This is a genomic window from Bacillus sp. FSL L8-0152, assembly GCF_038006365.1.
GTDB lineage: Bacteria > Bacillota > Bacilli > Bacillales > Bacillaceae_G > Bacillus_A > Bacillus_A cereus.
This window is the reverse complement of record NZ_JBBOVB010000001.1, coordinates 4,895,437-4,909,213: the sequence shown is the minus strand read 5'-3', so window position 1 is coordinate 4,909,213 and position 13,777 is coordinate 4,895,437. Positions and strand designations below refer to the sequence as shown.

Genomic DNA, 13,777 nt, shown 5'->3' with positions numbered 1-13,777 from the left:
TACATTATCTACAATCAGTTTATAGTGAAAATACGTTTAAAGTATGTGAGACTTGTTACAAAGCTGTGTGTATATTTTGAAAGAATTATGTCGATTATCTGAAAATATCTTATTTTTACTATAAAGCGATATCCTTTTTGAGTTTTTCATATTTTGGTACACTATATAAGTAATGTAAATGAGAGAAAAGAGGGTTTTTTACTATGAAGTCATTAGAAGAGATTTTACAATACAATGAAAAATTTGTTGAAGAGAAAAGATACGAAGAGTATGAAACGGGAAAATTCCCGAATAAAAAAATGGTAATTATCTCTTGTATGGATACTCGTCTTGTTGAATTATTACCAAAAGCAATGAATATGCGTAACGGTGATGTGAAAATTATTAAAGTAGCAGGAGCTGTTATCTCACATCCATTCGGAAGTATTATGCGTAGTATTTTAGTTGCTGTATATGAACTTGGTGCTGATGAAGTTTGTGTAGTTGGTCACCACGATTGCGGTATGGCAAAAATTCAAGCAAGCAGTACAATTGAGAAGATGAAAGAGCGGGGTATAACAAATGAGAAATTAGATACACTCCGTTATTCTGGAATCGATTTAGAAAGATTCCTACAAGGGTTCTCTAGTGTAGAAGAAAGTGTAGAACATAGCGTATCGATACTTCGCAACCATCCATTACTTCCAGAAGAAGTGCCTGTTCACGGTCTTGTTATAGATCCTGATACAGGAAAATTAGATTTAGTTGTGAATGGTTACGACAATTAAGAATTTACTTTGTCATCCTTATTATCTGGGACAGGATCAAATCCTCCCGGGTGGAAAGGGTGACATTTTAATATACGCTTACAAGTAAGCCAAAAACCTTTGAGTGCACCATGTTTTTGAAACGCCTCTAATCCGTAATGAGAACAAGTCGGATAAAAGCGGCAAGTTGGTGGTGTCATCGGAGAAATGAACTTTTGATAAAAGCGTATAATCCCAATAAAAATCTGTTTCATAATGGTCTCCTTTTCAGCATAGTCTTAAAGTATTATAGCACGACGGTACATAATACTTTACTAATGTGCATTTCCGTTATATCATATTGGATATAACGGAATTAAATTAAAAGCGGGAGAGATGTTGTATGCCATCAGTAGAAAGCTTTGAATTAGATCATACGATTGTAAAGGCACCTTATGTAAGACATTGCGGAGTTCACAATGTAGGTAGTGACGGTATTGTAAATAAATTTGATATTCGTTTTTGCCAACCGAATAAACAAGCAATGAAACCAGATGTTATTCATACGTTAGAACATTTATTAGCATTTAATTTACGTAAATATATTGATCGTTATCCGCATTTTGATATTATCGATATTTCACCGATGGGCTGCCAAACAGGATATTATCTTGTAGTAAGCGGAACACCGACAGTACGAGAAATCATTGATTTATTAGAACTAACATTAAAAGATGCGGTTCAAATTACAGAAATTCCAGCTGCAAATGAAACACAATGTGGTCAAGCGAAGCTTCACGACTTAGAAGGAGCACAACGCTTAATGAACTTCTGGTTAAGCCAAGATAAAGATGAACTTGAGAAAGTGTTTGGATAAAATAAAAAACTGCCTGTGAAAGGGCAGTTTTTTATTTTATTAAGAGCGAACATGTTCTTTTTTTATGAAAGTATACTAGACAATCCAACATATAAAACAAAGGCAGAACAGAGAAAATAAACAAATGCTTTCGTTTTTGCTGCTTCTTTATTTCATCGATTCCAAAAAGGATACACATAATACTTAAAAGGATAAACACGTAAGGTAAAAGAATAGTGAAGTTTGCAAAGAAGCTAAATAGGGCGAGAGAAAGAGCGATAGTGGCGATTATAATTTGAATGTTTTTTAACATGGAATCCCCCTTAAGTAGAAAGAAATAGTTACTGAGAGAAAATAATTATAAATGCTAAATTGGTCAAAATTTCATTCTACATATAACGAAAGTAGTTTGATATTAAAAAGAAGAATATGAGACTGGAAACGAAAAAATACGGGATACTCATTGATTTTCGTCCGGATTTCAATTCATTAATTCCTAGAAGAATAAAGAAACAACTGAGAATAAATTGTACGTATGGGAGAAGTGAAAAATTATCGGTAACATGGATATAAGTGCTTAGAATGAGTAAGAGAAGCATGAGAAATGCTAAAAAACTCCGTAATATAGTTAGAGTTAGCATTGTATAGCCTCCTTTAGACCATTTATCGGAATATTTCTGTGAAACCAATAAATAAAGCAGCGGCTCCTGCTAGTAGAGCGAGCACACTACCTCCTGTTTGCTGTTTTAATATTTCCTCTAAACTTATGGTGAGGGCCATAACTCCTAAAGAGATAAACATATACGGCATTATTTCTCTATTACTAGTAAAAAATCCATAGATTGCTATAGATAAAGCAATAAGTGATAAAGTAATCCGTACTCCTTTTAGCATGCATGTACCTCCTTTTATTTGATATAGCTAATGATGAGAACAATCCAAATGAAAGCACCGGCAATAATACAAATAAATCCAGTTGCTGCCTCCTTTTTCTTTATTTGTTCAAATGCGATGAGAAACATTAAAGCCCCTAATAGAAATTGTGAAAGAGGTAAAAAATTATTTTGACCTGTATATAATCCAATTGCCGACATAACGATCACAGTGAGTGCTACTATGATGCGAAGTATACGAAGCATATTAGGAATTCTCCTTATTCTTTTTTGTATAAGGGTTGTCTTCTAGTTTATCGACGGAATGTTTATAAGCATAGCCTTTATTAATTGTCATGATGGAGAGTACGAGGATGATTAGGACGATGATAATACCGATAATTAATATTTTGAACATAAAATCCCTCCTTTTCTTTATTTTACATAATTTTGTAATTGATGAAAACAATAGAAAATAAAAGGATGAAAGAAGGGTGTTACATGGAGACGAAAAAAACATATTATATATCAATAGGAAATGGTCAAATTTCACAAGTGAAGACGGCGGATACGTATAATTTTGAGATTTCCGCAAATGATGAGGAAATTACGGAATTAAGAGAGCACTTTGATCAAGCATATGTAGAAGATTTAGGGTCATTTGTACGCTCCCACGTTCCATTTGTTGAGTATCATCACGATTCAAATAATGACCGATATGATGAACAACTACAAAAAGCATATAAAATGATTTACGATTTAGGAAATCATGAGACGAAAGAATTAGTCGCGCAAATGGGAATAATCAATGGATTGTAATTGGATAATATTATGCAGAAAAGCGAGAATATGCTACAATTTGTGGTAGGAAAAACTTGTAACCATCAATAGGGGAGTAATGGCATGTACAAATTTAAAGATTATTACCACAACACTGTACAATTATCGTTTGAACGTTATCCATTTTCTCCTGAGCCAAAGCATGTTTGGGTTGTATGCCGGTACGGGGATCAATGGTTATTAACACATCATTTACGTCGCGGTCTTGAATTTCCAGGTGGTAAAGTAGAAATAGGGGAAACACCGGAAGAAGCGGCAGTTCGAGAGGTTCATGAAGAAACCGGCGGCATAGTTTCTGATTTAACTTACTTAGGACAATACAAAGTATCTGGAAAAGACAAAATAATCATTAAAAACATTTATTTTGCAACAATTAGTGCGGTAGAAGAACATACGCATTACGAAGAAACGAAAGGGTCTGTTTTATTAAAAGACATTCCTGACAACATTAAAACGAATAGAAAATTTAGCTTTATAATGCGCGATGACGTATTAGCGCGTACGATGAAACATATAGAAGAAATCGGCTGTTTTACGAAGTAAAGTGGCCGGTTTCTTTTTTTTGTATGTAAGAATAAATGTAAATATATCTTTACATTATTTTGGGTATATTATACAATTTTGTAAAGATATATTTACATTTTAGGAGGGGGAAGATGGATAAAAGAAAAGGAACGACTGTTGCTGTGTCTATGGTTAAATTAAATGTCTATGCATTTCTTATAATATTTGTTTTGGCATTTGGAATTAGTTTTTTACATGCACTTCTTTCAGGCGGGGTTCAAGTTGAAATTACGTTACCAACTGTGTTTCTTTTTATTATCGCAATGATTGTTCTCGTTTGTATTCATGAAGCGATACATTTAATTGGCTTTCGCTATATCGGAGGTGTTCCGTGGAGTGAACTAAAATGGGGCGTTAATTGGAAATTAGGTGTTGCATATGCTCATTCTAAACAGGCGGTTACAGTAAAGCAAATGAAGAAAGTGTTAATGCTTCCGTTTTTACCAACTGGAATTTTGCCAATTGTATTGGGATTAGCTATGAATCTGGAGCCACTCTCATTTTTAGGAATTCTACTAACAGCAGGTTGTATCGGCGACATTGTCTTATATCAAAAAGTTTCAAAATTTCCAGATGATGCGCAAGTGATAGATCATCCGAGTAAACCGCAGTTTACAGTATATGAATAATAAAGGAAGAGGAGGCGTTTTTGAACAACTGCCTCCTCTTATTATTTTTTGTCGGTGAATCAAGATATCGTGAAAATTGTTGATATAATTTAATTACTATTATTGTGTTTTTATCTCCACCTCTAAAAACAAAAGCACCTCCAACAAATCATCTACGATACGTGAATGCTTAAAATCACCCCAAAACGAATCTTTTTTCCAAACACCAAGAATCCCTACTTGTTCAGAACCAAGCACATCGTTTTCTGGATGATCTCCAACATAAAGACATTCTTCTGCCTTAACATCTAGTCTTTGCAAAGCACGTTCGAAAATTTCAGGGTGAGGTTTTTTAATTCCTTCAGCTTCTGAAACGAGAATGGTGTTTGTATACGTATGTATATGTAGTGCTCGAAGGTTGCTCATCTGAAATTCAGTAAAACCATTTGTGATAATACCAATTTTAATGTTTCGCTGTTTTAACTGTTGAAGTAGTTCATGCGTGTTTTTGAAAGGAATACAATGATGTTGGAAGTTTGTAATATAGTCGTGTAGCAGTTGCTCTTGCGTTAAAGTAGTAATGTTGTATTCGGAAAGGAGAGTAGCATATACTTTATCCTTCCACGTATAACCATTATTATCGAGTTCAAGAAATCGAGAACAATACTCTGATTTCTCTATACTCATCAAATGTGAGGAGAAGCGATTATATTGTTCACAAATAAATTGTTCTAAAGATTGGCGCCGATCTAATAGTGTTCCATCTAAGTCGAATAAGATTGCACGAATCATGAGAAGCCTCCTTGCAGTTTTTATAATTAATTATCGCATATTCGTTAAAAAATGATTATTATATTTTTGTAGAATGTATTGATGGAGGAATGTATGAAGAGACTGTATGGCAAGTTAGTAGGGGTTATCGTTGCAATCGGCTTACTAGCAGGATGCGAAAGTTCTATGAAGAGTGTGAAAGAAAAAGAAGTGTGTAAAACAGACGAAGAATGTGTGGAAATAGGAGATAAGAAACTTCAAAAAGTATATGAAAAAATAGATGGATTATCTGAGCTTGAAGCAGTAGAAGATTATGAAATAGAAGAGCATGAAAGTGCGGATATGAAAGAGGCAGAGCAGAAAAAAGATGATGAGGATGATGATGAAAGTTATTTCTTTTTAGCTTCTTATTATATCGATGGTGATGAAATTGTAGATCCTTATTTTGAAAAAATAGAACGGAAACGTTTAAATAAAGTATTCGCTGAAGATAAAGAAGCGAAAGAAGAGGTGCTACAACAACGTCAAGATAGAGGGTATCATGAAGACTTATGGGATATGTATCGTACACTCATTCCAGCTAAATATCGTGGGAATATAACAGAATTTGATTTAATAACAGATGGTTATGACGGTGTTGTTGCCCATGTTATGCCGAGTATGGAGAATCCGAAAGACTGGACTCTTAGCCTAGATACGCTTGATTCTGCGGTAAATATCGATGAAGTGATGAAAACATTAATTCATGAGACGGCTCACGTGTTGACGCTCGGGCATAAGCAAATACCAGTAGATGAAAACTATGTAAAGGCTTTTGAAGAAGATAAAGATATTTCAACGTACCGAAATAAATGTGGAAATCTTTTCTTACAAGAGGGATGTGCGAAGGGAAAATCTTATATTAATCAATTTTATAACTCTTTCTGGAAGCCTATTGAGCAAGAGTGGACAGAAAAGAAAGTAGAAGAAAGTGAAGAAACTCAAATTGAGTTTTTTAAAGAAAAGCAAGATGAGTTTGTCTCACAGTATGGAACGACAAATGTAGCAGAAGATATCGCAGATACATTTACAGCGTTCATTTTACAAGATTCAAAAAAAGTGAAAGAAGGAACAGAGTTAAAATATAAGAAAATTGCTTTCTTCTATCAGTTCCCTGAGCTTGTAAAAATGAGAGCGGAAGTGCTGTCAGGATTATATGATGTTTCGAAAACGATAGAACAACAAAGTGGAGACTAATGTAAGTTATGTGTTCGATATAGTTTCGTTAAAGTAAAGCGTGAAGAATTTTTAATTCTTTGCGTTTTTTCATGTTGATAAAATTGAAAATTCTGTATTTTTATTTAAAAGAAGAAGGAACTGGAGGTATAAAATAGAATTAGTATAAAAATGTCACAATTTAGACACAATTATAATGCGCGTGTTGTAGGGACTATAAGTTTACTCTCGAGGAGGTAATGAAACGTATGAAAACGATTCTTGCTGTTGCTGGTCTCATTTGGGTAATGTCTCACGGTTTTCCGATTTTTGAAGGGGAGCAAATTCGTAGTGCTTTGAATGAAAAGTTTAATGATTATCATGTGATAGATCGAAAAGATAATGTCGTTACAGTACGTGTGAAAGACTGTTTCCATACAGTTACGGTTGCGGATGGAAACATTACAAATGAAACGAAAATGTGTGATAAAAGGTAAAAGAAAGAAGCTGACTATAGCGTACTGTTTTGAGTCAGCTTCTTTTTCTTTTTCCAATTAGAATTTTTTCAAATGCCTCAACAAATACATACATAAGAGTTGCAAGAACACATGTGAGTAGTACGCTAAGTAAGACGAGTGTGAAGTTAAAGACTTGGAATCCGTAGCTAATTAAGTAGCCAAGTCCTTGTTTGGAAACGAGAAGTTCTCCGAAAATAACACCGACCCAGGATAAACCAACGTTTACTTTTAACGTTGAGATAATTGCTGGAAAGGATGCAGGGAGAACGACTTGCTTATAACATTGCCATTTATTTGCACCAAATGTGTCCATCACTTTTATATAGTTAGAATCGACTTCTTGAAATGCACTGTAAATAACGAGAATGGTAATGATGATGGAAATGATTACTCCCATTGCGATAGAAGATGAAATGTTTGGACCGAAAATAACGATGATGATTGGACCGAGTGCAACTTTTGGCATTGCATTTAGGACGACGAGATAAGGATCAAGTACGCGGGCCAGAAGTGGCATCCACCAAAGGAACGTGGCAATAATAGCACCAAGTACTGTTCCGAGAATGAAGCCTACTCCTGTTTCCAGTAATGTCGTCCATATGTGGGCCCAAAGTGAACCGTCGATCCATTTCGTTAAGAAGAGATCCCAAATACTCGAAGGAGAGCTAAAGAGTAAAGGATCAATCCATTCTTTTTTACTAGCTATTTCCCATAGTGCAAAGAAAAGAATAAGTAGTAAAAGTTGTAGCGAGCGAGCAATCCAAGCGCGTCTGCGTTCGTTCTTTCGAAATTGTTCATGTAGTTGTTTTATATTATCCAAGTCGTTCCAGCTCCTTCCATATATCTTGAAAGAGGGCTGGGAAATCGTAGTGATGGCGTGCTTCTAACGGTGATAAAGAACGGATACTTTCCGGGACGATAAAGGTTTTTGCGATTTTTCCGGGATTCGCTTGCAGTAAATAAATACGATCACTCATCGCGATCGCTTCTTCAATATCATGAGTAACAAGTAGTGATGTTTTCTTATATTTATTTAGTAAGTTGAAAACGAGTTCTTCTAGTTTTAATTTCGTTTGATAATCGAGTGCGGAGAATGGTTCATCTAGTAATAAAATTTTCGGATCAGTCGCTAATGTTCGAACGAGAGCGGCACGTTGACGCATACCGCCGGATAGTTCACGAGGATATTGTTCTTCTACACCATGAAGACCGACTTGTTTTAAAAGATTTAAAGTATGTTCTTTCATCTGCTCATCATAAATCTTTCGAATATGAAGTCCAAGCATAATATTTTCTTCAATCGTTTTCCAAGGGAATAAGTAATCTTGTTGCAACATATATCCCATAGATGATGTTTTCGTTGTAATCGGTTCACCATCTAAAAAGACGATACCGTCAATTGGATCAAGTAGTCCAGCAATGATTGAGAGGAGCGTTGTTTTACCGCAACCACTTGGACCGAGTATAGAAATAAATTCGCCTTCTTCCACTTGTAAGCTCATGTCTTCGAGAATAAGTTTGGCATTCTCTTTTGCAAAAAAGCAGTGAGAAACGTTACGTATTTGTAAAAAACTCATACACTTCGCCTCTATTTCTTAATAACGCTTTCGGCAATTTTTGTATTGACGAGCGCTTCATGTGGGACTTCTTTTTGTAATTCGCCAGCGTCTTTCATAATAGTTTGGAGCTGTTTCCATTCTTCCGCATCTAGTAGTGGATTTGTCGCATAAGAATGCTGTTTTTTGTACCGTTCAATTACTTTTACTGTTATGTCTTTTGAAGTGTCTTTAAATAGCGGGGAAACAGCATCAGCAATCTCTTCTGGACTATGTGTATCAACCCATTGCTGTGCTTTATAGAGAGCACGTGTGAACTTTTCAGCAGCAGCTTTATCTTTCTTTAAGAAACTTTCTTTTGCCATGAACGTTGTATAAGGAACAGTACCAGATTCATTTCCGAATGAAGCGACGATATAACCTTTACCTTCTTTCTCAAGTATACTTGCAGTCGGTTCAAAGAGCTGTACAAACTCTCCAGTACCAGATGCGAAGGCATTTGCAATATTAGCAAACTCGATATTTTGAATTAAGTTTGTATCTTTATGAGGGTCAATGCCATTTTTCTTTAAAACGTATTCTCCAACCATTTGCGGCATGCCGCCTTTACGCTGTCCTAAAAATGTAACACCTTTTACGTCATTCCAATTAAAAGAGTCTAGTTTTTTACGTGAAACTAAAAATGTCCCATCTGTTTGTGTAAGCTGTGCAAAATTAATGACAGGGTCTTTCGCTCCTTGTTGATGAACGTAAATAGACGTTTCAGAACCGACGAGAGCAATATCAATTCCGCCAGATAATAGGGCGGTCATCGTTTTATCGCCACCAGCTGTTGTTTGTAGGTCAATATTTAGTCCTTCATCTTTAAAAAATCCTTTTTCAATCCCAACATATAATGGGGCATAGAAGAGAGAATGGGTAACTTCGCCGACGCGAATGTTTTGAGTTTGTTCTTTCGTACCTTCTTTTTTACTACTACAAGCAGCAAAAGTAAAAACAGCTAGTAACATGATGCAAAAAATCGCGATTAATTTTTTCACTATATAACACCTCCTAGAAGTCACTCTACAAGCATGATATGTAGGTAATCGCCCATATGTGAGTGTAGATAGCAGGAATTTTTTTGGTGGTAAAGAAGTACAAATATAAGGGGTGATAAAATGGAGTACGAATACGATGATAGCGTACATTTACATCTTGATTATTTCGGGACAGAATGTGATATGGAATCGATTGCTTATAAGAGAAAGAATGAAGACGTATGGGATGTGTATTTTAATTTTGGAGTATACGGTATTCAGAAAGACGATGTAGAGTTAGGGAGATTTATGGACGAATATGCTGGTCATTACGTTTTTTCTGTACATGCTCGCGATCTTAGCTGGGAATTTGGAAGTGCCCAGTTTGAAGAGTGGGTGTTGAAAAATCGGATAGTAGAAAAAACGCTACAAAAATAGGAGGAATTTTGTGATTGGATTTCTCATCTTATTATTTATTTTTGTGGCCGGATTTTTTATCATGCAAATGCTTATTTACCGATTTGCAAAGAAAAACATCCATAAATATACAAAAATAAAGTGGTTTCATATGTGGCTACATATGAATATGAAAAAAGGTCCGAGATTAGATTTTTTTGATTTTGTAATTATAGTACTCGTATGTATCGTATGGAAAATATGGCTGCTTCCCTTTATATAATACACATACTAATCATTTTCTCTTTTATCATAAAATAACGAAAAGAACCTGTCTTGTGGCAGGTTCTTTTCGTTATAGTAATAGTTGTTAAAAACGTGCAACGCCTTTTTATTAATTCTTTCGTATTTTCATGTTAAATCTTTAATAGCAGGACTTCTAAAAAATAGTTATTGTATCATAAAGTGGAATGCTGAAATTAAGTTTTTCAAGAATGAGTAATTTGTATGCCACAATTTAACTGTTGATTAAGGGAATATTAAGACAATACATTTATGATAGAAACAAGTATGCAGACGAAATATGTAATATATGTTATTTTAATAGAAATAGTTCTTTCGATGCGAGGGAAATTAAGACATAGAAACGAGGGAATGAATTGAAGTATGGTTCTACACTTTTTCATCTTCCAAAAAGAAATATATTAATTTCTAGCATTATAAGTAGTATGGTGACTTTATTAGTAATAACTATGCTGTTTATGATTTTAAAGGTTTTTAATTTAGATATGATGAAAGATCATTTAAATCAAAAGCTTGTTTTAAGTGTTATGATGATTTTCATATGGGGCATAACGTTTTATATTACGCATTTCAATAAAAAAGAGATGTCTATACTTAGAGCATCCCTGCGAGTGCATTTTATATTACTTTTACTAGCTCATACAGTAGCGTTATTTTATATTGTCATGCAAGTTAATATGATTTTCATAGAGGCAATGAATTGGATTTACTTTTATAATATGCAGTTTATATTAAGTTTTGTAGTAATTTATGCAATATATATTCTTGTATATAATTTAATAGGTAAGGTTTTTCTAAGTATGGTTTTAACGAGCTGTACGTTAGTCATTTTAGGTATTGTGAATTATTTAAAGCTTATTTTCAGAGGCGATCCGTTATATCCTTCTGATTTCACACAAATTACGCATATGCAATCTGTTATACCGATGGTGATGGACTATTTTAGCTGGAGCTATATTTTTGTCATTATCTTAAGTATCGTAGCTTGTATTGTTGCAGGGATATATATGAGAAGCTATATTCAAAATGTAAAGATTCATCTAGGAATTAGAGCCTTATTAGTAGTAGGATCTATTTTTGTTTTATATGCGTACGGTAATTTTGCGAATACATTTATGAATAAAGTATTTCAAAAATCAGGTGTAGATTTTGTTTTGTGGAATCAAAATGAGAACTATGCTTCAAATGGTTTTGTACTTGGGTTTATTAGCAATTTAGATACAACAGTTATGGAAAAACCAAAAAATTATTCTAAAGAAAATATGCTTCAAATAGCAAACGATATAAAAAAACAATATAGTGGAAATATAGGGAGCCAAAAGAAAAAAGAGAAACCGAATATTATTTTTGTAATGAGTGAATCGTTTTGGGATCCGACGAAAGTAACTAACCTTTCTTTTAGTGAAGATCCTGTACCAAATTTACATCATTATATAGAAAACTTTCCTGGTGGACAAACTATTTCTCCTACATTTGGGGGAAATACGGCGAACGTTGAATTTGAGGCATTAACAAGTTATTCAATGAGTTTGTTAAAGCCAGGTTCTATACCATATCAGCAGGTCATTACAAATAAGAAAGAAATTCCATCAATCCCTACGGCGTTGAAGAAAGAAGGTTATTACACAAGTGCAATTCATTCATTTGGTCGCACATTCTTTAAACGTGACGATGTATATAAGGTGTTAGGATTTGATAAGTTTAATGCAGATGACACGATGGAAAATGTGGATATTGATGGAGATTATATTAGTGATTTAGCGATGAGTAAAGAGATAATTGCTGAGTTAGAGGAACAAAAACAGCCAACATTTATTCATGCAGTTACGATGCAAAATCATTTTCCATTTACAGAAGGCCGATTTGGTGAAAACCTAATAGAAATTAGCGGTCTAGAAAATGAAGAATCAAAGGGAGAATTAGAGACGTATACAGAAGGATTAAGACGTTCAGATGAGGCTCTTCAATATTTAATAGAGCAACTAGATAATCTAGATAGACCTACATTATTAGTATTCTTTGGAGATCATCTTCCATCATTAGGAACAAATAAATCTTTTTATAAAGAAAATGGGTATATAACGAATGAAAAAACACCGAGCGAACGTTTAGCGATGGCGCAAACTCCGTTATTAATGTATGCAAACTTTGATATGCCAAATGATAATTTAGGTTTAGTAAGCCCAATTCATTTTTCTAATCTTATTTTTGATTATGCAGGATTAAATAAATCCTTATTTTATCAATTTTTATCGGAACTTTACAAGGAAATACCAGTGCTTAGAGATGAATTAAAAGTTGATAAAAATGGAGAAGTAATCAATGATTTAACAAAGAAACAAAAAGAAATGTTAGAGCAATATAAAATGCTTCAATATGATTTACTCGTTGGAAATCAATATAGTAAAGATATCCTCTTTAAATAAAAGAAACAAAAAGAACTTGTATAACGATACAAGTTCTTTTTTCATAGTATTTAACGGGGTAACCAGACAAGCTGGGTTTAGGGAGTATTACTTGTACATTTAGTATATATGAAAATATAATCGTTTTATTTGTGTATTTGTGAGAAATGTGTGAATTTTATGTTTTATAAAAAACGATTATGTTAACGTTCATTCTTATATTGCAGTTGTTATGTCTGTAAAAATTTTATTAGTTCTTTATTTAATTCATCCGCTTGATCGATTGGTGAACCATGACCACTATTTGTAAGAGCATGTAACTGAGAATTTTTAATTCGTTGTTGCGTAAGTTCAGCACTTTTGTAAGGAATTAGTTGGTCGTGAACGCCGTGGAAGATTTTTGTTGGGACGTTAATTTTATTTAAATCTTTCGTTACATCTTCATTTGCAGCTGCTTGTAAAATTTTGATAAGGGCATAAGAAGCGGACTGCATACCGAGATAAGAAAACCATTCAAGGGTTGCAGCTCCTAAGTTTCTATTGAAAAAGGATAAAGATACATCATTTAAAAATTTTGGTAAATTAGCATACATTTGATTAATGAGAGCATCTGCTTGTTCTTTCGGTACACCGTAAGGGGACTCTTGATTTTTAACGAAAGAGGGAGAGACAGCGTCAATTAATGCGAGCTTAGAAATGCGGCGCCCATTATAGCGAGACATATATCGAATAGAAAGAGCACCACCAACTGAGAAACCGACTAATGTAGCGTTCTCTACTTGGAGTGCTTCTAGAACAATTGCGATATCATCGGCTAATCGATCATACGTGTAACCAGTCCATGGCTTATCAGATTGTCCATTCCCTCGTATATCCATGGCGATACAGCGAAAGCCATGCTCTGGTAAAACATTGAGTTGATATTGATACATTTGATGATTTAAAGGCCATCCGTGAACGAAGAAAACAGTCTTACTACCTGGACCAGGATTAACGTCTTGCACAAAAATATGCACATCTTTCTCGACAGTAATAAACATAAATTTCCCCCTGTTCTATCAATAGGCTCCATTCTAAAAGCTTTGTTTTACTTTTTAGGCCGTCTATATAAAACATCCTCCATAATATACGTATTAATGATCATAGATTT

Annotated in this window: 19 protein-coding genes and 1 pseudogene; 10 read left to right on the top strand and 10 right to left on the bottom strand. The window is 34.2% G+C overall.

Annotated features, from left to right (window positions below):
* The first annotated feature begins 203 nt into the window (after nucleotides 1-203).
* Nucleotides 204-767: a beta-class carbonic anhydrase gene (locus tag MHH27_RS24935; RefSeq protein ID WP_000838173.1), complete on the top strand. Its 564-nt coding sequence runs from the start codon at nucleotides 204-206 to the stop codon at nucleotides 765-767.
* On the opposite strand, the gene yidD is transcribed toward MHH27_RS24935, so the two are convergent.
* The gene (yidD, locus tag MHH27_RS24930; RefSeq protein WP_340944465.1) at nucleotides 764-1,000 is read right to left on the bottom strand and encodes a membrane protein insertion efficiency factor YidD; all 237 of its coding nucleotides are present in this window, start codon (nucleotides 998-1,000) and stop codon (nucleotides 764-766) included. The two genes, MHH27_RS24935 and yidD, sit on opposite strands and share 4 nt — an antisense overlap.
* A 128-nt stretch (nucleotides 1,001-1,128) precedes the next feature.
* Between yidD and luxS the strand changes: the two genes are divergently transcribed.
* Nucleotides 1,129-1,602 (top strand): S-ribosylhomocysteine lyase LuxS, encoded by a 474-nt coding sequence (gene luxS / locus MHH27_RS24925; RefSeq protein WP_001141371.1) that lies wholly within the window; start codon nucleotides 1,129-1,131, stop codon nucleotides 1,600-1,602.
* 62 nt (nucleotides 1,603-1,664) lie between these two features.
* Here the strand turns inward: luxS and MHH27_RS32080 are convergent.
* The 4 genes and pseudogenes from MHH27_RS32080 to ytzI form a co-directional block, all read right to left on the bottom strand.
* Nucleotides 1,665-1,744, bottom strand: a pseudogene (locus MHH27_RS32080) (hypothetical protein); the annotation flags it as partial.
* 500 nt (nucleotides 1,745-2,244) lie between these two features.
* Nucleotides 2,245-2,475 (bottom strand): DUF3953 domain-containing protein, encoded by a 231-nt coding sequence (locus MHH27_RS24915; RefSeq protein ID WP_074047382.1) that lies wholly within the window; start codon nucleotides 2,473-2,475, stop codon nucleotides 2,245-2,247.
* Between the two features lie 14 nt (nucleotides 2,476-2,489).
* Nucleotides 2,490-2,720, bottom strand: coding sequence for a DUF3953 domain-containing protein (locus tag MHH27_RS24910; RefSeq protein ID WP_000944455.1), 231 nt, complete (start codon nucleotides 2,718-2,720; stop codon nucleotides 2,490-2,492).
* Between the two features lies 1 nt (nucleotide 2,721).
* Complete coding sequence (ytzI, locus tag MHH27_RS24905) at nucleotides 2,722-2,871, bottom strand: YtzI protein (protein WP_000472791.1); 150 nt, start codon at nucleotides 2,869-2,871, stop codon at nucleotides 2,722-2,724.
* A gap of 83 nt (nucleotides 2,872-2,954) precedes the next feature.
* On the opposite strand from ytzI, the gene MHH27_RS24900 reads away from it, so the two are divergent.
* The 3 genes from MHH27_RS24900 to MHH27_RS24890 all read left to right on the top strand — a co-directional run bounded on the left by MHH27_RS24900 (nucleotide 2,955) and on the right by MHH27_RS24890 (nucleotide 4,486).
* Nucleotides 2,955-3,272, top strand: a complete 318-nt coding sequence (locus MHH27_RS24900; RefSeq protein WP_000448409.1) for a hypothetical protein — start codon at nucleotides 2,955-2,957, stop codon at nucleotides 3,270-3,272.
* Between the two features lie 84 nt (nucleotides 3,273-3,356).
* On the top strand, nucleotides 3,357-3,836 hold the full coding sequence (gene mutTA, locus MHH27_RS24895) for an antimutator 8-oxo-(dGTP/GTP)ase (protein WP_000276382.1): 480 nt from the start codon (nucleotides 3,357-3,359) through the stop codon (nucleotides 3,834-3,836).
* Between the two features lie 113 nt (nucleotides 3,837-3,949).
* Nucleotides 3,950-4,486 (top strand): DUF3267 domain-containing protein, encoded by a 537-nt coding sequence (locus tag MHH27_RS24890; RefSeq protein ID WP_098236121.1) that lies wholly within the window; start codon nucleotides 3,950-3,952, stop codon nucleotides 4,484-4,486.
* A gap of 99 nt (nucleotides 4,487-4,585) precedes the next feature.
* On the opposite strand, the gene MHH27_RS24885 is transcribed toward MHH27_RS24890, so the two are convergent.
* On the bottom strand, nucleotides 4,586-5,257 hold the full coding sequence (locus MHH27_RS24885; RefSeq protein ID WP_000617258.1) for an HAD family hydrolase: 672 nt from the start codon (nucleotides 5,255-5,257) through the stop codon (nucleotides 4,586-4,588).
* Between the two features lie 93 nt (nucleotides 5,258-5,350).
* Here MHH27_RS24885 and MHH27_RS24880 point away from each other — a divergent pair, with 93 nt between their 5' ends.
* Complete coding sequence (locus tag MHH27_RS24880; protein ID WP_063548865.1) at nucleotides 5,351-6,472, top strand: hypothetical protein; 1,122 nt, start codon at nucleotides 5,351-5,353, stop codon at nucleotides 6,470-6,472.
* A gap of 227 nt (nucleotides 6,473-6,699) precedes the next feature.
* Nucleotides 6,700-6,927, top strand: a complete 228-nt coding sequence (locus MHH27_RS24875) for a hypothetical protein (RefSeq protein WP_000849112.1) — start codon at nucleotides 6,700-6,702, stop codon at nucleotides 6,925-6,927.
* A 34-nt stretch (nucleotides 6,928-6,961) separates the two neighbouring features.
* On the opposite strand, the gene MHH27_RS24870 is transcribed toward MHH27_RS24875, so the two are convergent.
* The 3 genes from MHH27_RS24870 to MHH27_RS24860 are packed head-to-tail and all read right to left on the bottom strand — an operon-like array spanning nucleotide 6,962 to nucleotide 9,544.
* Complete coding sequence (locus MHH27_RS24870) at nucleotides 6,962-7,768, bottom strand: ABC transporter permease (RefSeq protein ID WP_088024708.1); 807 nt, start codon at nucleotides 7,766-7,768, stop codon at nucleotides 6,962-6,964.
* Nucleotides 7,761-8,525 (bottom strand): ABC transporter ATP-binding protein, encoded by a 765-nt coding sequence (locus MHH27_RS24865; RefSeq protein ID WP_000009022.1) that lies wholly within the window; start codon nucleotides 8,523-8,525, stop codon nucleotides 7,761-7,763. Before MHH27_RS24865 ends, MHH27_RS24870 begins: the two co-directional genes overlap by 8 nt.
* Nucleotides 8,526-8,536: 11 nt before the next feature.
* Nucleotides 8,537-9,544 carry an ABC transporter substrate-binding protein gene (locus MHH27_RS24860; protein WP_000733140.1) on the bottom strand — a complete coding sequence of 336 codons (1,008 nt, stop codon included), beginning with the start codon at nucleotides 9,542-9,544 and terminating at the stop codon, nucleotides 8,537-8,539.
* 120 nt (nucleotides 9,545-9,664) lie between these two features.
* On the opposite strand from MHH27_RS24860, the gene MHH27_RS24855 reads away from it, so the two are divergent.
* From MHH27_RS24855 to MHH27_RS24845, 3 genes are all read left to right on the top strand, one after another.
* Nucleotides 9,665-9,961: a DUF3986 family protein gene (locus MHH27_RS24855; protein ID WP_000455579.1), complete on the top strand. Its 297-nt coding sequence runs from the start codon at nucleotides 9,665-9,667 to the stop codon at nucleotides 9,959-9,961.
* 10 nt (nucleotides 9,962-9,971) lie between these two features.
* A complete protein-coding gene (locus tag MHH27_RS24850) occupies nucleotides 9,972-10,202 on the top strand; it encodes a hypothetical protein (RefSeq protein WP_000578980.1) in 231 nt (76 codons plus the stop codon).
* 376 nt (nucleotides 10,203-10,578) lie between these two features.
* Nucleotides 10,579-12,648 carry an LTA synthase family protein gene (locus tag MHH27_RS24845; protein WP_098236122.1) on the top strand — a complete coding sequence of 690 codons (2,070 nt, stop codon included), beginning with the start codon at nucleotides 10,579-10,581 and terminating at the stop codon, nucleotides 12,646-12,648.
* Nucleotides 12,649-12,857: 209 nt separating this feature from the next.
* Here MHH27_RS24845 and MHH27_RS24840 read toward each other — a convergent pair whose 3' ends face one another.
* A complete protein-coding gene (locus MHH27_RS24840) occupies nucleotides 12,858-13,667 on the bottom strand; it encodes an alpha/beta fold hydrolase (protein ID WP_000471062.1) in 810 nt (269 codons plus the stop codon).
* Nucleotides 13,668-13,777 lie beyond the last annotated feature (110 nt).